Below are 22600 nucleotides of genomic sequence, written 5' to 3' on the forward strand. Positions count from 1 at the left end.
CTCCCCCCCACACGGGGAGAACGGGGAATAGGAAACCATATTCTGTAGAAGGAGGGATACATTGGAGAACGATGGCTACAAGGATGAGATCTTCACCAAGCGTGTACGGGCAGGCAAGCGCACCTATTTCTTCGACGTGAAGTCCACCAAATCGGAGAAAGACTATTATATCACCATCACCGAGAGCAAACGGGTCGGTGACGATGAGTACGAAAAGCACAAGATCTTCCTGTACAAGGAGGATTTTGAGAAATTCCGCGAAGCCTTGGCCGAGACGGTCGAGCATGTGCAGACGCAGCTCCTCGAACAGGGCGTCGAAGTCCACTAGTGCCACTCCAACCGATCTTGCCGAACGCAGTGAAGGCAACATTGCGGTTGGCGTGAGTTCCGCTCTTCGAATCCCGCGCGAAGGGGGATCCTGAAAGCGGGACATCCCGCCACGTGGTGTGTGGCGGGATGAAGGAAGTGACCGTTGACGAGCGTTACATCCTCCTAAATTCGCTGTTTTTGCCCCCTTTTCCCCCGGTAACGGACAGAGTTTCCGGGGGTAGAGCACATCCGGAAGCCCTTTCCGCCGCCTGAGAGTCCGTATCTTGACTCTCAGGGGACTTCTCCATATATTGTCATACTTTTTCTGTTCGTATTGCGAATGGGGCTCTGCGGCCCCATTCGAGCGTCTGGCGGAGAGCGATGAAGATCCAGGTCGGCGGTCTTTCTGAGGGTGCCCACGAGTACCGGTTCCGGACGGATGCCGGGGAGATCGTATTGGGCGAGGAGTTTTCCGGCGAAGTGACCGTGGAAGCGGTCATTGACAAGACCGGCCATCGGCTCGCGCTGAAGGCCAGGATCTCGGCCGGGGGGTCGTTCATCTGTGACCGTTGTACCGCACCATTCACCGTGCGGCTGACGCCTGAATACCGGATGGTCTACGTGTCGAATGAGACCGATGCAGAGAGCCTGGATCCTTCCGAGGTACAGGTGCTCCCGATCGGCCTCCCGGTCATCGATCTGACCGATGATGTACGGCAGACCATTCTTTTGTCAGTCCCTTTGAAGCTGCTCTGCAGGCAGGATTGCAGGGGGCTTTGTCCGGACTGTGGCATCGATCTGAACACTGGGACGTGCGATTGCACGTCGGAATCCGCTGACACGCGCTGGGAGCAATTGCGCGGTTTCACGCCCGACAGCAACTGACCGTTCCGCAGCACTTTAACAGGAGCCTGTACCATGCCGAATCCAAAACGACGCCATTCGAAGACCCGCGGACGCAAGCGCCGGACCCACTACAAGGCCACCGCTCCTGCAGCGTCGGAATGCCCGAACTGCCACACGGCGAAGCTTCCGCACCGCGTGTGCCCGAATTGCGGCTTCTACAACGGCCGCTCGATCATCGTTCCGAAGAACGCCTGATCCTGCTCCTCGGACAGGTCTGACAACCGATCGTGTGCCTGTGACTTCCCGGGATACGCATATCATTACTATCGCCGTGGATGCAATGGGTGGAGACTTCGCCCCCGCGAATGTTGTTGCGGGCGCGTGTCTGGCACTGCGCGGAGCGGGTGGCCGCTTCCGCGTGGCACTCGTCGGCCCGGAAGATACGATCCGTGCCTCGCTCGCCGACTTTGCGCGGCAGCCCGGGGGGTTCACGCCTCCTGAAGACCACTACACGATCATTCACGCGCCCGATGTCATCGACATGCATGACTCCGCCACAGCGGCGGTCAAAACGAAGCGGCGCTCCTCCATCAGTGTCGGGTTGTACGAACACAAAGCCGGTACCGTTCACGGGTTCGTGAGCGCCGGCAATACCGGTGCGGTCATGTCGGCCGCAACCCTGATCCTCGGACGTATCCAGGGGATCGGGCGCCCGACCATCGGCGCACTCGTGCCGACACCGAAGACGCCCTGCCTGATGGTGGATGCGGGCGCGAACGTGGACTGCAGGCCCCGGCACCTGCTCGAATTCGGCATCATGGGCTCCATCTATATGTCGGCCATGCTGAACATCCCGAAACCACGGGTGGGATTGCTCAGTATCGGCGAAGAGGATAGCAAAGGGAACGAGACCAGCCTTGCGGCCCTCCAGCTCTTCCGCACGAGCAACCTCAACTTCGTCGGCAACGTCGAAGGGCGCGATATCCTGAGCGGCGATCTCGATGTGGTCGTCTGCGACGGTTTCGTCGGCAACATTATTCTGAAATTCGGTGAGAGCGTTCCGAAATTCTTCAAAGCCAAATTCCAGGGCTTCGCAAAGGCGAACCTCTGGAACACCGCCATCGCACTGGTCGCACGCAAAGGCCTGCGCAGTGTCATGAAAGAACTGGATTACCAGGAACACGGAGGGGTCCCCCTCCTTGGCGTGAACGGTGTCTGTATCATCGGCCACGGCAAATCCACCCCCCGCGCCATCATGAACATGATCTATCGCGCGGAGGACGTGATCCAGAAGTCCGTCAACAGCCATATTCAGGATTCCATTGCACACACCGATGCCCAAGCGTAGAGCAGCGATCACCGCAGTAGGCCATTTCGTTCCGGAAACGATCCTCAGCAACGCCGACCTCGAGAAGATGGTCGACACAACGGACGAGTGGATCCGCACCCGTACCGGGATCAGCGAACGACGCATTCTCAAGGACGGCGCAACATCGGACCTCGGCGCAGCCGCGGTCCGCGACCTCCTGAGCAAACGCGGGATCGGCCCGGATGAGATCGATATGATCATCGTCGCAACCGTCACCCCCGACATGTTCTTCCCCTCCACCGCATGCCTCATTCAGGAGAAGGTCGGAGCGAAGAAAGCCTGGGGATTCGATGTGTCCGCCGCCTGCTCCGGGTTCCTGTTCGCGCTCATGACCGGCGCACAGTTCATCGAGAACGGCTCGTACAAACGTGTGGTCGTGGTCGGCGCGGATAAGATGAGCTCGATCACCGATTATACCGACCGGAACAACTGCATCCTCTTCGGCGATGCCTCTGCCGCGGTGCTGCTGGAGGCGTCGGACGATGAGAACGGCGGGATCATCGATCATATCCTGCGATGCGACGGCTCGGGCGAACGGTATCTGAACATGCGCGGCGGCGGCAGCCTCAATCCGCCCACGCACGAGACCGTCGACAAGCGGATGCATTACCTCTATCAGGACGGCAAATCCGTGTTCAAGGTTGCTGTCAAGGGCATGGCGGACGTCTCCGCCGAGATCGTGGAGCGCAACGGACTGACGGGCGCGCAGGTGGACTGGCTCGTGCCGCATCAGGCGAACCTCCGCATCATCGATGCGACCGCAGAGCGCATGGGCCTCGAACCCTCCAAGGTCATGATCAATATCAATAGGTACGGCAATACCACCGCCGCAACCATTCCCCTCTGCCTGTCGGAATGGTGGATGGATGGGAAACTCCGCAAGGGACAGACCATCGTGCTCGCCGCCTTTGGCGCGGGATACACCTGGGGCTCGGTCCTGATGCGCTGGACGGCCGGGAACAGAGGATAAGGGCCGACCACCACATGGCAACAACGGCATTCGTATTCCCGGGTCAGGGCTCGCAGTACGTCGGCATGGCGAAAGATCTTTTCGAGAACGATCCCGCAAGCCGGGCCCTGATCGAAGAGGCTGACAGCGTCCTCGGCACGTCGCTGAGCAACATTTTGTTCGAAGGCCCGGAAGAGACCCTCCGGCAGACGCAGAACACGCAGCCCGCGATCTTTCTGCACAGCATTGCGGTCGCCCGCTCGCTCGCCCACCTGCAACCCGCTATGGTCGCAGGCCATTCGCTCGGCGAGTACTCCGCGCTCGTGATGGCCGGCGCTCTGAGCTTCGCCGATGGCCTCCGGCTCGTCCGCCTGCGCGGCGAACTGATGCAGCAGGCAGGTATCGCCCGGAAAGGGACCATGGCCGCGGTCGTGGGTCTTGCGCCCGACCTGACCGAGGAACTCTGCCGTGAAGCATCGGCGGCAGGGGTCGTGCAGCCGGCGAACTTCAACTCGCCCGGACAGATCGTCATCTCCGGCTCGGTCGAGGGGGTGCACAAAGCGATGGAACTCGCCCGCACGAAGGGCGCCAAGATGGTCAAGGAACTCGTGGTCAGCGGCGCCTTCCACTCTCCACTCATGGAAAGCGCACGCGAAGGACTCAAGAAAGCACTCGATACAACGACATTCAACGACGCCCGCATTCCGGTCTACGCAAACGTCACGGCGGAACCGGTCACGCATGCCGCAACGATCCGCGACCTTCTCTACCAACAGCTTACCATGCCGGTACGCTGGGAGCAATCCGTGCGCAGCATGACACGCGACGGCGCAACAGACTTCATCGAGGTCGGCCCCGGTAAGGTGCTGCAGGGCCTCATCAAACGTACCGAGGCCGGCGTGCAGACGCGCGGTTTCGACAAATGGCAGGATGTCCAGGCCGCAGGGAGCACCCGGTAATGGAAAAGAAATTGTTCACCGTCGGCGCGCTCTCCATCGCTGATGACCTGTTCCACACCGGTTTCCCCGCCGGGCACAGCCCATGTTCCTGCGTCACGCGGTGCTGCAAAGGCGGCGTGTATGCGGACGTCAAGGAGCGCGATCTCATCCTCGAGCATCGCGAGGCCATCGCGGCGCAGATGGATGAGACGCAGAACCGTGACGTGAATGGCTGGTTCGATCCCGACGAAGTGGAAGACGGCGATTTCCCGTCGGGCCGCTGCATCGGCACGCAGGTGTTCAATGACAAATGCGTGATGCTCGACAAGCACGGCCGCTGCGCGATCCAGCTTGCCGCTGTCCATGCCGGACTCGACCGCTGGGCATGGAAGCCGATGTATTGCATCCTGTTCCCGATCGAGATCTCGGATAGCGTGGTGGGCTTCGACCCGATGCTGCAGGGGGAACAACCCTGTTGCTCCACCTCAACAGCCTTCGAGGTCCCGCTGTTCCGCGCATGCAAGTCGGAATTGGTCCATTTGCTCGGTTCTGAGGGATATGACACCCTCGAACGGCACTACGAAGGACTTGAAAAAGAAAAGGCTTCTCGCAATATTGGTGCGTAATTCCTCTCCACTTCTTTCAGGGCGATCGGACGCATGGATCAACTCAAAGACCAGGTAGCGGTAGTCACGGGCGGCGGCCGGGGCATCGGCCGTGCCATTGCAACGGCACTCGTGGCCGAGGGCGCTCATGTCGCGATCTTCGACCGCGCATTCCCCGATGATTTCGCGGCCTTCACGGCATCGCTGACGGCAGGCGGACGCAAGGTCATTGCGAAGGCCGTGGACATCACGAACACCGCTGCGACAGACAAGGCCTGCGATGAAGTCGCCACGGAACTGGGGCGTCTGGACATCCTCGTGAACAACGCCGGCATCACGCGCGACAAGCTGATGATGCGGATGTCCGACGAGGACTGGGACATCGTCATGGCCGTGAACCTGAAGGGTTCCTTCATCTGCACGCGCGCAGCGAGCCGGATCATGATGCGGCAGCGCCGGGGCAAGATCATCAACGTCAGCTCGGTCGTCGGCCTCATGGGCAACGCCGGACAGGCGAACTATTCGGCATCCAAGGCGGGGCTCATCGGCCTCACAAAGTCCTCGGCCAAGGAATTTGCAAGCCGGAACATCACGGTCAATGCCATCGCACCCGGCTTCGTCGAGACCGAGATGACCGCCGTCCTCAGCGATGAGGTACGGGCGGCATTCCTGAGCGTCATCCCCATGAAGCGGGGATGCAAACCGGAAGAAGTGGCCAGCGTGGTCACCTTCCTGGCGTCGCCTGCGGCCGATTATGTGACCGGCCAGGTGATCGCCATCGATGGCGGCATGACGATGTAAGGCGCCGTCGCACAACGAAATCGTCGTATATTTACAATCCCACAATCACACAGGAGGTTGCATCATGGCTGACGTCGCGGCAAAAGTGAAAGAGATCATCGTCAACAAACTGGGCGTCGATGACGCACAGGTGACCCCGGAAGCGTCCTTCACGAACGATCTGGGTGCAGATTCCCTCGACACGGTCGAACTCGTCATGGAATTCGAGAAGGCCTTCAACCTCCAGATCCCCGACGAAGATGCCGAGAAGATCGGCACCGTCGGCGATGCCATCAAGTACATCTCGGGCAAACAGGCCTGAGCAGCTCGTACCCCGCCCCGGAGCGGCCGGGATGCGTCGGATCGCGAAGAAGCATAGAGAAGACTTATGAACGGTAAACGAAGAGTCGTTGTCACGGGAATTGGTACCCTGACCCCCATCGGGCTCACTGTCGAGGATTTCTGGAAGAACATGATGGCCGGCACCAGCGGTGCCGGACTCATCACGTATTTCGACACCGCCCTCTATGGCACACGCATCGGGTGTGAGCTGAAAGGGTTCAAGGCCACCGACTTCCTGGACCGGAAGGCGTCGCAGCGGATGGATCCGTTCGCGCAATATGCGATCATCGCCTCCGACATGGCCGTTCGCGATTCGGGCCTCACAGCCCAAACGACGGATCCTGACCGCATCGGGGTGGTCTTTGGCTCGGGTATCGGCGGGATGACGACGTACGACGCACAGTTCACCAACTATATGCAGGGTGGGCCGCGCCGTATCAGTCCGTTCTTCATCCCCATGCTGATCCCGGACATCGCCGCGGGGAACATCTCCATCAAACACGGCTTCAAAGGCCCCAACTACGCCACCGTGTCGGCCTGCGCCACGGCTTCCCATGCCATCGGCGATGCCTACCGCATCATCCAGTACGGTGATGCGGATGCCATGGTGTGCGGCGGCTCGGAGGCCCCCATCACGCCGATGGGCCTCGGTGGATTCGACAATATGAAGGCCACCTCCACCCGCAATGACGATCCCCAGCACGCCAGCCGTCCGTTCGACGCGCAGCGCGATGGGTTCGTGATGGGCGAAGGCGGCGGCGCGATCGTACTCGAAGAACTCGAGTTCGCCCTCGCCCGCGGCGCGAAGATCTACGGCGAAATGGTCGGCCTCGGATTCACCGGCGATGCCCACCACATCACCGCCCCCTCGGAGGGCGGCGAAGGTGCGGTCCGCTCCATGCGCCGCGCTATCAAGGATGCCGGCATCACGCCGGAGCAGGTGGACTACGTCAATGCCCATGGCACCTCGACCCCGCTGAACGATGCCAGCGAGACCAATGCCCTCAAGGTGACCTTCGGCGAGCACGCCTATAAGCTCGCGGTCAGCTCCACGAAGTCCATGACCGGCCATCTGCTCGGCGCAGCCGGTGCGATCGAAGCGATCGCCACGATCCTCGCACTGAAGAACGACATGGTGCCGCCGACGATCAATTACGAGAACCCCGATCCGGCCTGCGATCTGAACTACACGCCGAACAAGCCGGTGGCGCGAAAGCTCACCTACGCGCTGAGCAACACCTTCGGATTCGGCGGACACAACGCAACCTTGCTGTTCAAGAAATACTAATGGCGCGATGACCATATGCCGGGGGTAGGACATTTTCTGCGATCAATGTTTTCCCGCTCCCGGCGTCCCGCCCCGGAGCCGGTGGCGGAGCTGCCCGCAGACCTCGACCCTGCGACGCTCCAGCGCCTGGAGCGGACCATTGGCTATCGCATCCGCTGCCGCGAACTGTTCGTCCAGGGTTTGCTCCACCGCTCGTTCCCCCAGAACAGCACACACCCCAACCCCTCCAACGAACGCCTCGAATTCCTCGGCGACTCGGTCCTGAACCTGATCGTTGGCGAATACCTGTACCACAAGTACCCGGAATCGCCCGAAGGCGACCTCACGAAGTTCCGCTCACGCCTCGTGAACCGGAAAGCCCTCGCCGCGTACGCCAACACCCTCGACCTCTCACGGTTCATCCTGATGAGCCCCAGCGCGGCACAGTCGGTGGGCAAAGGGTATGAGACCATCGTCTCCGATACCTTCGAGGCACTCGTTGCTGCGCTGTATCTCGACGGCGGATTCGAAACAGCACGCTCGTTCGTCGAACGTCAGGTCATCGCAGCGATCGAGGCCGGTACCGTCGTTACGGTCGATGAGAATTACAAGAGCCGCCTCCTCGAATATGCCCAGTCGCACGGCTACGGCGTCCCCCGCTACGTGATCGTGAAGCAGGACGGACCCGACCACGACCGCACCTTTACGGTCGAAGTGCACCTGCGTAACGAGAAGTACGGCGCCGGCACCGGGAAGAACAAAAAGGAAGCCGAGCAGGCCGCAGCCGGTGAGGCTCTTGCGAACATTCACTGAGAGCGTGCCTGCCTCCATGCGTCTGACCGCACCCCGGGTCTTCTGGAACCTCCTCCGCACACTCCTCCCCGTCCTCCTCTTCCCCCTGGCTGCCCTGGCCCAGGGATTCATCCCGGCCTCTCCAGAGTACAGCGCACCGATCGATACGATCGTCATCAGCGGGAATACGGGCACGCGTGAGTACGTGATCCTGAATGAAATGTCCCTCAAGCCCGGGATCGTCCCGACCCATGAAGCGATCCAGTATGACCGCGCCCGCATCTACAGCCTCGGACTCTTCACGCGCGTGGATATCCTCCTGGACACCCTCGGCGCCTACCAGGCCCTGCGCGTGATCGTGAACGAACGGTGGCATTACTTCCCCGTTCCTCTCTTCGGGTTTCGCGACGGCGATCCATCCCGCGCCTACTACGGCCTGGGCTTCCGGCATAACAACTTCCGCGGGCGGAACCAGAAACTCTTCGGCTCCGTGGTCTTCGGCTACAACCCCTCCGCCCAGCTCTCGTTCTATGAACCGCTGATCGATACAGCGAACCGTCTCTCCTTCTCGACCGGCGCCTCCTTCAGCCGCGTGCGCAACCGGAGCGAGATCGAAGCAAGCGCGACGGGGGACTTCGAGGAACTGCACTACGATATCGCCGCCGGGATCGGAAAACGGCTTTCCCTCTTCGAACACCTCTCCCTCAGCGTCGCCTACCAGGTGATCGAGATCTCCACGTACCGCCCCGCCCGTACGGTCTCGACCTCGGGCATCGACAGGTTCTTCTCCGTTGGGGCAGGATACTCCTACGACACGCGCGACCTGGCGGAATACGCGTCGCGGGGCAGGTTCATTGGCGTCTCGGTGTCCCGGTACGGCCTGGGCACATCGGATGTCTCCTTCATGCGGTTCGGCGCGGACCTCCGCACCTACATCCCGCTGGGTGCGGCGTTCACTCTGGCGGGACGCGTCACGGGCAGCATCGTCGCCGGCGGTACGGTCCCGACCTACGCACGCCAGTACTTCGGCTACGGCGAGCGCATCCGGGGATACTTCAAGACGATCCTCGAAGGCGAGAATCTCCTCGGCTCGAGCGTCGAGATCCGGTACGCTCTCCTGCCGCTCAGGGTCTTCCGTATGCCGGGCACGTTCCTGCCGGACGAGTTCACGGTGTGGCAGTTCGGGATCAGCCTCGCGGTCTTCGCCGATGCCGGCACGACATGGTTCCGCCATGAACCGCTCACACTCAACGGCGTTCTCTCCGGCTATGGTGCGGGCATCCGCTTCCTGCTCCCCTACGGCGTCATCGCACGCACGGAGTACGCGATCAACAACCAGAGGAAGGGGCAGTTCGTCCTTGACTTCCGCTCACCCTTCTGAGAATGAAGCACACGAGCCCCCGCACGGGCTTGAGTTCTTCTACGCACCACCGCAGGCGATATCCAACGGATTCATACGCATCGACGGCGACGAGTTCGTCCACCTGTCGCACGTCATGCGCCGCACCCCGGGCGATATCATCGGCGTCGCCGATGGTCAGGGAACGGCATACACCGCGGAGGTCGTCACCGTCGAGAAACGGATGGCGGTCTGCAAGGTCCGGACCCACCATCCGATGCTCCACGAATCGCCGGTGCGCGTCATCCTCGCCGCAGCTCTCCTGAAGAACCCGTCCCGCTACGATTTTCTGATCGAGAAGGCGACCGAGATCGGGGTCAGCGCCATCATCCCGCTCATCACGGACCGCACCATTCCCCGTCAGGCCCGGACGGAGCGGTGGCAGAAACTCGCACTCGCCGCGATGAAACAGTCGGGCCGGTGTGTGCTGCCTCCCGTGCATGAGCCCGTGACGTTCCCGGTCCTCATGGAGCGCTCGGCCTCCTTCGCCGCTCAGCGGTGGCTGTTCCATGAGGCAGCAGAGGATTCCGGGATCATTGAGGCCGGATCCCATATGGTGATCATCGGCCCGGAGGGGGGGTTCACCGACGGGGAAGTTGCCCTGGCGGTGAAAAACAACTGCGCCGCGATCCGGCTTGGACCGCGGCGCCTGCGCAGCGAGACAGCAGCGGTTGCCGCTACTGCCCGATTCCTGCTCTGATCATTCCTTCTGCAGCCGCTCGTCCACCACGGACTGGATCTCTTCGAGGACCAGCGCGCTGGTGGAACGGAGAGACTGCACCTCATCCTGCTTCCAGCCGACGAACTCGGGGTCGTTCAGCCCGTTCAGATTGATCCTCACGTTCAGCGCAGCACTCTCCAGCGCCCCGTGCAGCATGTATGCCGCTACGCCGGCATCGCTCACCGAGTTGGCATTCCCATGCGAGGCCACCGCCCGCGCCAGAGCCAGGGCATCGATGCAGTGCTTCATCACTTCCAGCGGCACGAGCGTGGCCTCTTTGGTGGCCTCGCGGATGGCCGCAGACCGGAGCGCCTTCTGGGGATCGGTATCCTTCGGCAGCGCGAACGCCTCCATCACCTTGTTGAAGGCGACCGTGTCGCGATCGATCAGCTCCGTGAACTGCACACGGAGATGCTCCGACTGCTCCAGCACCTTCTTCATCTCGTCCTCGACATCGGCATACTTCTTCTTGCCGACCGTCAGGTTGCACACCATGGAGGTGAGCGCTGCGCCGAGTGCTCCGGCAAGCGCTGCAACACTTCCACCGCCAGGCGCGGGCGATGATGACGCCACTTCATCGAGGAATGCGCGCATCGTCTTACGGATTGCCATAGATCGTCCTTCCCTCAGGAGAGTTGATACTCGATGACCTTCTTGTTCGGATCGAATCGTTCAAGCTGGCTCAGGCCCAACCGCTCTACCGCGGCCGCGACCAGAGTCGCATCGTCACCTGTTCCAGGGGCGTAGAACGCCCCCGCCATACGCAGTGCGTCCAACGGGGTGAGACCCACGATCTCACTGCCGGTGACCTCAACGCCCATCGTCGCCGCCTGCCGTTTCACTTCCTCGAACGCCACGTGCGGCGGCGTCACCGTGTAGTTCACCAGATTGATCGACACCTGGGCGATGTTGTGCGCTTCCAGCAACATTTTCATGGCCTTGACAGCCTTCAACGTCCCCGGGATGTTCACCTTCTGTCCCGATGCATCAAGCACCGGATTCCCCTGCGCATCCTTCTTCAGCCGTCCGCTTTCACGGATCCGCAGCGCGATCTCCTGCGCGACCTTCTGATCGTTGGTCTTGAGATTCACGTTGTATGCAACAAGAAAGAAACGTGCGCCGGTGACCGTCGCACCCGACCGCACATTCATCACCGCCGGGCCGAAGTCCGGAATCCACGCGGGATCCTTCAGCTTCTCGGCCAATCCCTCGTATTCGCCTTTCCGGACGTTCGCCAGATTCCGGCGTTCGGGACGCGATGCCGCCTCTTCATACAGGTAGACCGGGATCTTCAATGCATCGCCGACGCGGCGCCCGTACTGCTTCGCGAGCGCGACACATTCTCCCATCGTCACACCGGACACAGGGACGAACGGGACGACATCCGTCGCTCCGATCCGCGGATGCTCACCGGACTGTTTCTGCATATCGATATGCATGGCCGCGGCCTTCGTTGCCTCATACGCAGCCTCGACCACCGCCTCCGGCGTGCCAACGAACGTCACGACCGTCCGGTTGTAATCCTTGTCCGGCTCCACACTCAACAATGTAGCGCCGGCGATCGCCCGGACGGCATCCCCGATCTTCGCGATCACCTCGCGGTCGCGTCCTTCACTGAAATTGGGTACACATTCAACGATCGCTGCCATCGACGTCCTGTTCACGGGATCTCAAGAATGGTGCCGTTCTTTATGGTATGACGGATATGGTTCGCGCCGAAATGATATGCCAGATACCGGTAGTCCGGAATGTCCGCGACGAGCAGATCGGCCTGCTTGCCGACCTCGATGCTGCCATGCGTGGCAGAGAGGTTCAGCGCGGCAGCACCGTTCAGCGTCGATGCGACCAACGCCTCCGCCGGCGTCATCTTCATGTGCGTGCAGGCAATGGTCATCATCATCGGCATCGAGTGCGACATACACGACCCGGGATTGAAATCCGAGGCGATGGCGACGGCGACACCTGCGTCGATCATGGCCCGGGCAGGCGCATACCCGTGGTTCAGAAAAAAGGACACACCCGGCAGGAGCCCCGCGACCACCCCCCCCTGCCTCAACGCCTCGATGCCCTGAGCGCTGATCTTCTCGAGATGGTCAGCGGACACGGCACCAATGCGGCCTGCGAGTTCGGCACCTCCCTGGTGCGTGAGTTCCTCCGCGTGGATCTTCGGCAACATGCCGTGCGCCTTGCCGGCCAGAAGGATCTCTTCGGTCTGACGCGCGTCAAAGTACCCCCGCTCACAGAACACATCGCAGAACGCTGCCAGCGACCGCTTGCCGGCATACGGGATCATCGTATCGATGATCAGCCGCACGTACGCTTCGGGGTCGGACGTGAATTCCGGCGGCACCGCATGGGCCCCGAGAAATGTGCCGACCACCGTGGCCATCTCCTCTTCACCGAGCTCATGAATGCCCTCGAGCATTCTGACCTCAGCGTCCATGGACAGGCCGTAGCCTGTCTTGATCTCCACGGCCGTGGTGCCGTGTTTCATCATCGCCATGAGATGGCGCGATGTGGAGCGTTTCAATTCTTTCTTCGTCGCGGCGCGGACATGCCGGATCGTGCTGAGGATCCCACCACCCTGTTCGGCGATCTCCTGATACGTCGCCCCCTGTGACCGCATCCCGAATTCCTCCGCACGGTCACCCGCGAACATCATATGCGTGTGCGAATCGACGAACCCGGGCAGCACGACGCGCCCCGTAGCATCGATCTCGGGTACGTCTTCACCCGCCAACCCGGGAAAGGCCGCCATGGGGCCCGCCCATGCGATCTTCCCGTCCCGGCAGAGCACACCGGCATCGACGATCAGCCCGGGGTCGTTCATTGCTGGTCCGGTCAGCGCACGTTTCCCGTGCGCCGCAACGGTCACCAATTGGCGGATATTCCTGATGAAGAGGTCCACAATACTCGAAGATACCAAAACTCCACAGGAACTTCAACCGGACGGGGGGCGGTCACCGGTCCTGACGGGCCAATTCCTGTTGGACGAGAGGGGATAACTGGGGGATACCGCGGTCCTGCTTCATCAGTTGGAGATAGGTCCGGAAGAATGCTCGCGGCCCATTGCGGAGGGTCTCAACAAGGGCCACGCGCCCGAGGGACTGGTCGATCTGGCGGGCAACGATCATGCCGGTGATCGATCCGTAGCTTTCCCAGTAGCCGGAGGTGTTGGCACGCCGGAGGATCTCGGCCGCCCGTCCGGGAGGTGTCCGCTGCGAAAGCAGTTCGGCGCACATGGCATTGAAGGTGTGCATCGATGACTGTGCCCGTTCGAGCCCGTCGGTGGGCAGCCGGCCACCGGTCCGTTGGATCAGGGACAGATAGTACGCGACGCCTTCGTTGTGCGCCAGGTCCAGAAGCTCATCGAACGGTGGGAGGTCGACGGCATAATACGATTGCCAGAACGGTGAGCCACGCTTGTACACCTCGAACGCCGCATGGAACACTTCATGCGCGACAACGCTGAGCAGTCCGACGAAGCACTCATCCACCGATGTCCCGTAGTTCACCGCCCGCGCAAGGTTCACCACGATCACCGGTTCACCTTCATTGTCAGCGGCAGGGTGCGGAACATCTCCTTCCCAGTTGATCCGCACCACGAACGCATCGATGTTCTGATGACCGAACGCCACGAAGTACATCGGGATGCGTGCGTTCACCCGGGCATCCGCAGGGAAGAGCTGCTCTACCGTACTGATGACACGTTGCCCGAAGTTGCGCCGGCGCACGGCATCCAGGAGTTCCCGGATCTGGCGCACCGCCGCACGCGCAGGGCGCATCCGGAAATCGTCGTCGCCGTCACTCTGATTGAACTTCGCCGCTTCGAGGCTTTGTTCAAGGTGCCCTGTGGTGAGATGCTTCTGGGCGAGCATGGCGGTGACCGCAAGAGAGAGCTGGCTCCCGCGGAGCGCCGCGATGTCGGATGGGCGGCCGGACAGTCCTTCGTACAACTCAACGGTCTTTTCCGCCGAGGTATAATTCAGGTCGAGGAAGAGGTTGAACTGCGCATGCGGCTGCGCCCGCAGGATCGGGGCGGCGCAGAGGAGAAGGGCAAGCAGGGTGGTGCGCAACATCATGCGGTTCTGCCTCTCAGAGGACCTTGATGACAACGAGGGTCATATCATCGTGCTGCGCGGCGTTCCCGGCGAATGCCTGGGCCTGGGTGGTAAGGCGCGTCAGGATCTCCGCGGCACTCAGCGCGCCGATGTCATCTGCGGCGGCCGCCTGCTCGACGCGCTCCGGCCCGAATGATTCACGCGCCTCATTCATCGCTTCCGTGAAGCCATCCGTCAGAAGGAACAGGATATCGCCCTGCTGGAGTTCCACGCGGCAAATGTCGTAGATGGTCCCCGCCTGCATCCCCAACGGAAAGTGCGGCCCATTGCCATCGAGCCATTGCACCGTCGCCCCCCTGCGAAGAAGAGGCTTGGTCTGTCCGGCATTCGCGAACGTGAAGATGCGATCATGCGGGGAGAGGCAGCCGGACAGGAACGCCACAAAATGCCCGCGGCGGGAATGATGAAAGACCGCACTGTTCAGGTCGGTGAGGATCTCCGCCGGCGTTGTGTACCGCTTCATTTCGCTGGCAAGCGCACCGCTGGTGAACACCGCCGCCATGGCGGCTTGCATCCCCTTGCCCGAAACGTCCACGACGGACACGCACAGGCCCTCCGTGTGCTCGGGCGACGCAAAATCGAACAGGTCGCCACCCACTTCCTGTGCCGGCAACGACATCCCGGCGATATCATATCCTTCCAGCACCGGCTGCTTCTCGGGCATCAACGAGACCTGAACCTCGTGGGCCAGCCGGAGTTCGGTCTGCAGCGTTTCCTTCCCTTCGCGTTCAAGAGAGACCAGCCACGCCAGAAGGTTGACGCCACCAAGGACCACGACGCCGGAGATCACGAGAGACATGAGTCCGGCCCCGATCTGGACGTAGGCAAGGACCAGTCCGGCCGCGATGAGCGTGTACGCAGCGATGACCATCCGCCGCCGGTCCTCGGGGATCTCGTTCGTGATCTCATCGCTCCAGAGCACGGAGAAGAGCAAAGCATCACGGATACGGAGGTCGGTGCCCGCCCGCTCCACACGCTCACGTGCCAGCGCCTTCCTCTCGCGCAACAGCGCGGTGATCCGGTCCCACGTGATGTACAGAATGCCGGCAATGACAAGGTCGTTCCCGAAACGGCCCCACCCGCCGCCGGACAGGCCAACGAGGAGCGCACCGATCAGTTCGATGATGATCAGGAGCTTGAGGATCTGGATAAGAAGGCGTTTAAAGCGGATCGGGTCTATCATGATGGTACATCAATATACGGAAAAAGATCACGCGGGTTGTCCGTCCGGCCCATGGGATGCTTCAAATCCCGGACATGTCCGCACCGGGAGGCGGGGGTATTTGGGGAAAGCAGGGTCCTGGCGCGATCTCTCGCACCGCACGAAGGCCGAACCGCGGGACGAGGTGGTGATCCGGACGAACGAACAGCGGGTGCACAGGCCGCTCTCGGCCGGCACCCGCTGTTCATGCCCATCACCTGTTCCGGGATCATTCTCCTTACTGGGCATCGCCCTTTGCCGGGGCCTGCCAGAGGGACATGAAGCACCCATCGGGGGTTTCGAACTGTGCCCACCATCCCATACCCGGGATCTCGGTCTTCTTCACGAGCACCTTGCCACGGGCCTTCTTGATCTCCTTCAACTTCGCATCGATGTCCTCGACCTCGATGTACACGTTCACCTGCGCCTTTTTCGGCATCTTCTTGACCATATAGAAGCCGCCGTTCGGTGGCTCCCCCGCGCGAAAGATCACATAGTCCATGTCCGGAATGTCCGTGAACGTCCAACCGAACACTGTGCCGAAGAACTTCTTCGTGCGTTTGAAATTCGTCGACGGTATCTCGATATGACCGAATCCGTGCATTACCACCTCCAGAGCTAGTGTACGTTGGGATGAAAGTGTGAAGGTCCTGTATGATCCCGTCACAAAGACGGCATGGAGATCGCATGCAGCCGGGCATTCTGCCGGGCCTGCTCATAGCCGGCATCAGCGTGGCGGACGATACCCATACCCGGGTCATACGTCAATACACGCTCTAACCGCGCCGCGGCCGCGGAGGTTCCATCGGCCACCACGACCATGCCTGCGTGGATGGAAAGCCCCATGCCGACGCCGCCGCCGTGATGGAGGCTAACCCAGCTCGCTCCGCCCGCCGTGTTCAGGAGGGCATTGAGAATGGGCCAATCCGCAATGGCATCGCTGCCGTCCAGCATTTTCTCCGTCTCCCGGTTCGGCGAGGCCACGGATCCGCAGTCCAGATGGTCGCGGCCGATCACGATCGGCGCCTTGACCTCACCTCGGGCAACCAGGTCATTGAAGATGGCACCCATCTTTGCTCGTTCGCCGTACCCCAGCCAGCAGATACGCGCGGGGAGTCCCTGGAAATGCACCTGCTTGCGCGCCTTCTCGATCCACCGCCGCAGAGCGGCGTTCTCCGGGAAGGCCTCGAGCACCGCACGGTCGGTACGGTAGATGTCCTCCGGGTCGCCCGAGAGCGCAGCCCACCGGAATGGCCCCTTGCCATCGCAGAACAATGGACGTATATACTCCGGGACGAAGCCCGGTATGTCAAACGCGTTGGTGCAGCCCGCCGAGAGCGCTTCACCGCGGATATTGTTGCCGTAATCGAAGGTCACGGCCCCGCGTTTCATCAGCCCCAGCATCGCCTCCACGTGCTCCACGATCGATGCGCGCGCGAGTTCGACGTACCGCGCCGGCCCGGATGCGCGCAGCGCGATCGCTTCTTCATAGCTCATGTGGGCGGGCACGTATCCATGCAGAGTGTCGTGTGCCGAGGTCTGGTCCGTGACGATATCCACCTTGATCCCACGCTGCAGAAGTTCCGGAAGGACCTCGGCAGCATTGCCGTGCAATGCCACCGACCGCGGCTGCTTCAGTTCACGTGCGGTCTGGAGGACCAGCAGCGCTTCGTCGAGGGTCTCCGCCATCTCATCGACGTATCCTGTCGCCAGGCGCCGCTCGATGCGTGACCGGTCCACTTCAACGGCCAGACATGCGGCACCGTTCATTGTTGCTGCCAGCGGCTGGGCACCACCCATGCCGCCAAGCCCCGCGGTCACGAGCAGGCGCCCTGCAAGGGTACCACCGAAGGACCGATCAGCGACGGCAGCAAAGGTCTCATACGTCCCCTGCAGGATCCCCTGCGTGCCGATGTAGATCCAGCTTCCGGCCGTCATCTGGCCGTACATCGTCAGGCCGAGGCCCTCCAGACGTCGGAACTCATCCCATGTTGCCCACTTCGGGACAAGCATCGAATTGGAGATCAGGACACGCGGGGCATTCTCGTGTGTGCGGAACACGGCGACGGGCTTGCCTGACTGGACGAGCAGGGTCTCATCGTTCTCCAGGCTGCGGAGCGAGCGGACGATCGCATGATAGCACTCCCAGTTCCTCGCCGCTTTCCCGACCCCGCCATAGACGATCAGATCCTGCGGGCGTTCAGCGACGTCGGGATCGAGATTGTTCATGAGCATACGCAGGGCGGCTTCCTGTATCCACCCTTTGCAGCTCAGCGTCGTCCCTCTCGGCGCCCTGATCACTTGCGGACCCATAAATGTTGCCTCAGCGCTTTCCTTCTGCCTTACTTCTCATTCTTCACTCTTCACTCACGCTTCACTCTTCACGCTTCACGCTCAACCCTTCACTGCTTCACCGCTATCACACTGATCTCTACGTTCGCATCCTTCGGCAACCTCGCCACTTCTACTGCCACCCGCGCGGGATACTTCCCTTCGGGGAAGAATGTCCCGTAGACGGCGTTCACCCTGGCGTAGTTGTTCATATCCTTCAGGTAGACCGTCGCACTCACCACGTCCGCGGGTTCGCAACCGGCAGAAGCAAGAACGGTCTTCACATTTGCGAGGACCTGACGTGTCTCCGCTTCGATGTCCGTTTGAAGCATCGCGCCGGTTGAGGGGACGAGCGCGATCTGGCCGGAGACAAATACGAGAGGCCCCGCCTTGACGGCCGGACTATAGGGCCCGATCACCGGCGTCGGCGCATGATACGAACGCGCCGCCGCAGAGGTGATCTCTTGATGCACGATCCGGCGAACAGCCTCTTCCGAAGGACCGCACCCGGCGATCAACAGTGCGGTCAGGCCGCAGCACACGATCGTGGTACGCAGGACTGTGCTCATTGGAGTTTGATCTCAAGTTTCGGGGGATTCTCGTCCTGGCTGTCCTCGTCGATCTTCAGGATCCTGATGGAGCGGATCGCCGCGATCGGAAAGATGGTCTCGGTCCCATCCTCATCCACGATGAAGTGGTCCATTTCGACGGCCTTCAGGATGCCGATGGTGGTGTGCTCACCTTTGAACCGTGCAAGGACGTCTTTGATCATGACACCGGACTTGCCCGTGACCTGTGGCGGTGCGGCGGGGCGCTGCGGTTCAGCCGCGGGCGGAGGGGTCACGGCCTTCTTCTTCTGCGCGAGAGCATCCGCAGACCCGAACGCAACGACGAGTGCCACAAGCATGAGCATGATGAGGGGAACGCGTGCGGTCTTCATGGCTTCTCTCCTTGTTCACAGTGTAGTGGTCTGTCTGGATCCTTCACATCTTGTAGCCGATCATCCGGAGGAACGCTCTGCGTTGCGCAATGTCTTCAGGACCTTCGATCCCCTTGCTCTTCTCACCGTCGATCACGCCAAGGATCCCGCGCCCCTGGTCCGTGGAAGCGATGATCACGGAGGTGGGGTTCGCTGTCGCGCAATGAATGCGGCAGACCTCCGGCACATTCTTGATCGCATTCAGGATGTTCACCGGGAAGCCCTGCTCCATGAAGATGATGAAGCTGTGCCCGGCGGCAAGCCGCATGGCATTCTCGCAGGCGATCTTCACCAGACGTTCCTCATTGCCTGCATGGCGCACGAGGCACGGCCCCGATGCTTCACAGAATGCAAGGCCGAATTTCATCGCCGGGTTGGTCTGGACGATCGCCTCATACAGATCTTCCACGGTCTTGATGAAGTGCGAATGGCCGAGGATGAAATTCATCTCGGCGGGTTTCTCGATCTGGACGATGGACAGGTCCATAACGCGTTCCTTCATCCCTTCGTGGGAATGAGTGCCCTGACGAGGTCAGGCGTGAGCAACCACTGCAGCCGCGCCGCCCCGGCCCCCGCACCACGAGGCAGCATGAGCGATGCCATGGCTCCCGGCGGCATGACGATCTCCGTCGCCGCATCCGCGATGAGGAATGCGATCAGGTGCGTCATGTCCGGCTGATGGCCGACGAGAACAACGGAGGATGCACCGGTCGATTGAAGCCGGGACACGACAGCCTTGAACTGCACTCCGGGCGCGAGCTCATCCCACAACTGCGGGGCCGGCAACGTCCCGTACGGCTCCCCCAGCAACAGCGCGGTCATCCTGGCACGCAGCAGCGGACTGGAGATCAATGTCGGCGTCGCCGATTCCATCCGCGCCAGCACCTGCCCCATCAACCGGATATCGCTTTCTCCCTGTGGCGAGAGCGGCCGCTCGCTGTCCGAAGTGATCGCCCCGCCTATCGCCCTGGCATCCCCATGGCGGACGATATAGACGTTCATGCCTTCCCCTTTGCGAACCTCTTCCGGGCCGCGGCATACCCCGGTTTGATGACGTCGTAGATGATCCCGATGCGTTTATTGTACGGCAGGAACGCACTCTTCATCGCGTTGATGGTCAGCTTCTCGAGATCATCAAGTGTCAATTTGAAGACCTGGTGCGCGATCTTGTATTCCTTCGTCATGGTGGTCGCACTCATCAACCGGTCATCGGTGTTGAGCGTGACGCGGAATTTGTACTTGTGGTAGACGCCGAACGGATGCTCCTCGAGACTCTTTACCGCACCCGTGTCCACGTTGCTGGTCAGACAGATCTCCAGCGGCAGGCGCTTGTCGAGGACGTACTGCGCAAGGTATCCCATGCGCACGATCTTGTTCTTGTTCTTCTTGTCGAGTCCGATATCCTCGATCAGGCGCGTGGCATGGCCGATACGGTGGGCGCCGCACCACTGCAATGCCTGCCAGATACTTTCCTTGCCGAATGCTTCCCCGGCATGGACGGTGATATTGAAATTCTCGCGCTGGATGTAGTGGAAGGCATCGACGTGCTTCTTCGGCGGATAGCCGCCTTCCTCCCCCGCAAGATCGAATCCGACCACGCCGCGCTCACGGAAATCGACCGCCAGCTCCGCCATCTCCAGCGAAAGCTTCATGTTGCGCATGGCACAGATGATCACGCCGAACTCGACCCCGAAATCTTTCTTGCCGCGCTCCAGCCCGCGGAGCACCGCGTTGACCACGTCGTCATGGTGGAGGCCACGTTCCGTATGAAAGACGGGAGCGAACCGGGTCTCCACATAGACCACGCCGTCGTTCTTCATATCTTCCATCATCTCATAGGCGACCCGCTCCAGGCCTTCCTCGGTCTGCATCACCGCGCAGGTATGGGCGAATCCCTCAAGATACAGCGGGAGACTTCCCCGTTGGGCCCCCCGGTGGAACCATTCAGCCAGCTCACCGGGATCCGTAGTCGGAAGACCCGTATACCCGATCTCCCGGGCAAGCTCGATGATGGTCTTCGGACGGAGTCCTCCGTCGAGGTGGTCATGGAGAAGAACCTTGGGAAGAGTGCGGATAAACTGCTCTGTAATGCGCATAGGAGAGATAGAGAGGTTGGACATTTGCCAAAATAACAACTGAAGGGGTAAAAATCAATGAAAGGTTGATTTTGAAAGGGGTTTTCTCTATATAAGCAGGGGGAAAAACAGGGCCAACACGTATGTCCAAAAAAGATACATCCGTCCTCGTCGTTGATGACGAGGAAACCTTCCGATATCTGCTCTCATCGCTGATCGGCACGGCAGGCTACGCCGTTGATACCGCCGCCGATGGCGTGGCAGCGATCAACGCGGTCCAGACAAAGCTCTACCACGTGGTCCTGCTCGATATCCGTATGCCGAAGGTGGACGGCATCGAGGTGCTGAAATTCATCAAGAATAACCACCCGGGCATCGAAGTGATCATGCTCACGGGCACGTCGGACGTCAAGACGGCCGTGGAATGCATGCGCCTGGGGGCCTACAATTTCATCACCAAACCGACCACGGCCGACGAACTCCTGACGACCATCGGACGCGCCATCGAGCGCCGGCAACTGATGATCGATAACTTCCTGATGAAGGACCAGTTGGACCGCCTGCAGGGGACGCAGGAAATGGTCGGCAAGAGCGAGGCCTTCCAGAAGGTGCTCGAGATCGCAGCAAAGGTTGCCCCGACCGAATCGACGGTCCTTATCCAGGGTAACAGCGGTACCGGTAAAGAACTTATCGCCAATTTCATCTTCAAGAACAGTCTCCGCGCGAACGCTCCGTTCGTGACGCTGAACTGTGCCTCGATCCCCGATACACTCATCGAAAGCGAACTGTTCGGACACGAGAAAGGTGCCTTCACCGATGCCCGCGCCACCAAGCCCGGTATCGTGGAGATCGCCAACAACGGGACGTTGTTCCTGGACGAGATCGGCGATATCAGCCCGGTGGTCCAACCCAAGATCCTCCGCTTCATCCAGAGCGGTGAGTTCCGCCGGGTGGGCGGGAATACCACACTGAACGCCGATGTCCGCATCCTCTCGGCAACGAACAAGAACCTGAAGGACGAGGTGCGCGAGGGCCGCTTCCGCGAGGACCTGCTCTACCGCCTCAATGTCATCACCATCGAGATCCCGCCACTCCGCCAGCGGAAGCAGGATATCCCCCTGCTGGTCGCATCGTTCCTCGCCAACCGGATGAAAACGAAGGTGAAGACGACCATCTCCCAGAAGGCGCTGGAGATCCTGATCGAGTACGATTGGCCGGGGAACATCCGCGAACTGGAGAATGTGATCGAACGCGCGGCGATCCTCTGCCGGAACAACTTGATCGAACCGGTCGACCTGTCGCTGCCCAATGCACCCATGACCCTTCCTGCCAGCACATCGGGCGACCAGAAGATCGGGACGGCGGTGGCACTCAAAGAGATCGAGCGCTACCACATCGAAGGGGTGTTGCGGAGCTTCCGCGGGAACAAGGCCGAATCCGCCAAGGTACTGGGGATCAGCCTGAAGACGCTGTATACCAAGATCCAACAGTATCAGATCAAACTCGGGTAACACCGACGCACATCGGATTTCATCCGTAGGGGGCCGTGCATGCACGGCCCCCTACATGTTTTACG

The 22600-nt window shown here is 61.1% G+C and carries 26 protein-coding genes; 14 read left to right on the plus strand and 12 right to left on the minus strand.

The window, feature by feature from the left end; genetic code table 11:
* Nucleotides 1-61 precede the first annotated feature (61 nt).
* From IPI01_14945 to IPI01_15005, 13 genes are all read left to right on the plus strand, one after another.
* Nucleotides 62-328, plus strand: coding sequence for a DUF3276 family protein (locus IPI01_14945; GenBank protein MBK7259064.1), 267 nt, complete (start codon nucleotides 62-64; stop codon nucleotides 326-328).
* Nucleotides 329-690: 362 nt separating this feature from the next.
* Entirely contained in the window at nucleotides 691-1194 is a 504-nt protein-coding gene (locus tag IPI01_14950) for a DUF177 domain-containing protein (protein MBK7259065.1), read from the plus strand.
* A 33-nt stretch (nucleotides 1195-1227) separates the two neighbouring features.
* The gene (gene rpmF, locus IPI01_14955) at nucleotides 1228-1410 is read left to right on the plus strand and encodes a 50S ribosomal protein L32 (protein MBK7259066.1); all 183 of its coding nucleotides are present in this window, start codon (nucleotides 1228-1230) and stop codon (nucleotides 1408-1410) included.
* Between the two features lie 85 nt (nucleotides 1411-1495).
* The gene (gene plsX, locus IPI01_14960; GenBank protein MBK7259067.1) at nucleotides 1496-2503 is read left to right on the plus strand and encodes a phosphate acyltransferase PlsX; all 1008 of its coding nucleotides are present in this window, start codon (nucleotides 1496-1498) and stop codon (nucleotides 2501-2503) included.
* Nucleotides 2490-3494, plus strand: coding sequence for a ketoacyl-ACP synthase III (locus IPI01_14965; GenBank protein ID MBK7259068.1), 1005 nt, complete (start codon nucleotides 2490-2492; stop codon nucleotides 3492-3494). Before plsX ends, IPI01_14965 begins: the two co-directional genes overlap by 14 nt.
* Nucleotides 3495-3508: 14 nt before the next feature.
* Nucleotides 3509-4432, plus strand: coding sequence for an ACP S-malonyltransferase (gene fabD, locus IPI01_14970; GenBank protein MBK7259069.1), 924 nt, complete (start codon nucleotides 3509-3511; stop codon nucleotides 4430-4432).
* A complete protein-coding gene (locus IPI01_14975; protein ID MBK7259070.1) occupies nucleotides 4432-5037 on the plus strand; it encodes a DUF3109 family protein in 606 nt (201 codons plus the stop codon). The genes fabD and IPI01_14975 overlap by 1 nt, the downstream gene beginning before the upstream one ends.
* 33 nt (nucleotides 5038-5070) lie before the next feature.
* Nucleotides 5071-5817: a 3-oxoacyl-[acyl-carrier-protein] reductase gene (fabG, locus tag IPI01_14980; GenBank protein MBK7259071.1), complete on the plus strand. Its 747-nt coding sequence runs from the start codon at nucleotides 5071-5073 to the stop codon at nucleotides 5815-5817.
* Nucleotides 5818-5881: 64 nt separating this feature from the next.
* Nucleotides 5882-6118: an acyl carrier protein gene (locus IPI01_14985; protein ID MBK7259072.1), complete on the plus strand. Its 237-nt coding sequence runs from the start codon at nucleotides 5882-5884 to the stop codon at nucleotides 6116-6118.
* 66 nt (nucleotides 6119-6184) lie between these two features.
* Entirely contained in the window at nucleotides 6185-7426 is a 1242-nt protein-coding gene (gene fabF / locus IPI01_14990) for a beta-ketoacyl-ACP synthase II (protein ID MBK7259073.1), read from the plus strand.
* A gap of 81 nt (nucleotides 7427-7507) precedes the next feature.
* The gene (gene rnc / locus IPI01_14995; GenBank protein MBK7259074.1) at nucleotides 7508-8218 is read left to right on the plus strand and encodes a ribonuclease III; all 711 of its coding nucleotides are present in this window, start codon (nucleotides 7508-7510) and stop codon (nucleotides 8216-8218) included.
* Complete coding sequence (locus IPI01_15000; protein MBK7259075.1) at nucleotides 8202-9578, plus strand: BamA/TamA family outer membrane protein; 1377 nt, start codon at nucleotides 8202-8204, stop codon at nucleotides 9576-9578. Before rnc ends, IPI01_15000 begins: the two co-directional genes overlap by 17 nt.
* Entirely contained in the window at nucleotides 9556-10296 is a 741-nt protein-coding gene (locus tag IPI01_15005; protein ID MBK7259076.1) for a 16S rRNA (uracil(1498)-N(3))-methyltransferase, read from the plus strand. The genes IPI01_15000 and IPI01_15005 overlap by 23 nt, the downstream gene beginning before the upstream one ends.
* On the opposite strand, the gene IPI01_15010 is transcribed toward IPI01_15005, so the two are convergent.
* From IPI01_15010 to IPI01_15065, 12 genes are all read right to left on the minus strand, one after another.
* The gene (locus IPI01_15010; GenBank protein ID MBK7259077.1) at nucleotides 10297-10929 is read right to left on the minus strand and encodes a cyclodeaminase/cyclohydrolase family protein; all 633 of its coding nucleotides are present in this window, start codon (nucleotides 10927-10929) and stop codon (nucleotides 10297-10299) included.
* Nucleotides 10930-10943: 14 nt separating this feature from the next.
* Nucleotides 10944-11966, minus strand: a complete 1023-nt coding sequence (gene ftcD, locus IPI01_15015) for a glutamate formimidoyltransferase (protein MBK7259078.1) — start codon at nucleotides 11964-11966, stop codon at nucleotides 10944-10946.
* Nucleotides 11967-11977: 11 nt separating this feature from the next.
* Nucleotides 11978-13225 (minus strand): imidazolonepropionase, encoded by a 1248-nt coding sequence (locus tag IPI01_15020; protein MBK7259079.1) that lies wholly within the window; start codon nucleotides 13223-13225, stop codon nucleotides 11978-11980.
* Between the two features lie 52 nt (nucleotides 13226-13277).
* On the minus strand, nucleotides 13278-14399 hold the full coding sequence (locus tag IPI01_15025; GenBank protein MBK7259080.1) for a hypothetical protein: 1122 nt from the start codon (nucleotides 14397-14399) through the stop codon (nucleotides 13278-13280).
* A 13-nt stretch (nucleotides 14400-14412) separates the two neighbouring features.
* The gene (locus IPI01_15030; protein ID MBK7259081.1) at nucleotides 14413-15621 is read right to left on the minus strand and encodes a serine/threonine-protein phosphatase; all 1209 of its coding nucleotides are present in this window, start codon (nucleotides 15619-15621) and stop codon (nucleotides 14413-14415) included.
* A gap of 256 nt (nucleotides 15622-15877) precedes the next feature.
* Complete coding sequence (locus IPI01_15035) at nucleotides 15878-16243, minus strand: hypothetical protein (GenBank protein ID MBK7259082.1); 366 nt, start codon at nucleotides 16241-16243, stop codon at nucleotides 15878-15880.
* Between the two features lie 59 nt (nucleotides 16244-16302).
* Nucleotides 16303-17952, minus strand: coding sequence for a urocanate hydratase (gene hutU / locus IPI01_15040; protein ID MBK7259083.1), 1650 nt, complete (start codon nucleotides 17950-17952; stop codon nucleotides 16303-16305).
* An 89-nt stretch (nucleotides 17953-18041) separates the two neighbouring features.
* On the minus strand, nucleotides 18042-18539 hold the full coding sequence (locus tag IPI01_15045) for a hypothetical protein (GenBank protein MBK7259084.1): 498 nt from the start codon (nucleotides 18537-18539) through the stop codon (nucleotides 18042-18044).
* Nucleotides 18536-18910 carry a hypothetical protein gene (locus IPI01_15050; protein MBK7259085.1) on the minus strand — a complete coding sequence of 125 codons (375 nt, stop codon included), beginning with the start codon at nucleotides 18908-18910 and terminating at the stop codon, nucleotides 18536-18538. Before IPI01_15050 ends, IPI01_15045 begins: the two co-directional genes overlap by 4 nt.
* 43 nt (nucleotides 18911-18953) lie before the next feature.
* Entirely contained in the window at nucleotides 18954-19436 is a 483-nt protein-coding gene (locus IPI01_15055; GenBank protein MBK7259086.1) for an adenosine-specific kinase, read from the minus strand.
* Nucleotides 19437-19447: 11 nt separating this feature from the next.
* Nucleotides 19448-19951, minus strand: coding sequence for a phosphohistidine phosphatase SixA (gene sixA / locus IPI01_15060; GenBank protein ID MBK7259087.1), 504 nt, complete (start codon nucleotides 19949-19951; stop codon nucleotides 19448-19450).
* The gene (locus tag IPI01_15065) at nucleotides 19948-21045 is read right to left on the minus strand and encodes an adenosine deaminase (protein MBK7259088.1); all 1098 of its coding nucleotides are present in this window, start codon (nucleotides 21043-21045) and stop codon (nucleotides 19948-19950) included. Before IPI01_15065 ends, sixA begins: the two co-directional genes overlap by 4 nt.
* A gap of 122 nt (nucleotides 21046-21167) precedes the next feature.
* On the opposite strand from IPI01_15065, the gene IPI01_15070 reads away from it, so the two are divergent.
* The gene (locus IPI01_15070) at nucleotides 21168-22535 is read left to right on the plus strand and encodes a sigma-54-dependent Fis family transcriptional regulator (GenBank protein ID MBK7259089.1); all 1368 of its coding nucleotides are present in this window, start codon (nucleotides 21168-21170) and stop codon (nucleotides 22533-22535) included.
* The last annotated feature ends 65 nt before the right edge of the window (nucleotides 22536-22600 follow it).

Source organism: Ignavibacteriota bacterium (assembly GCA_016707525.1).
Lineage (GTDB): Bacteria > Bacteroidota > Ignavibacteria > UBA10030 > UBA6906 > JAGDMK01.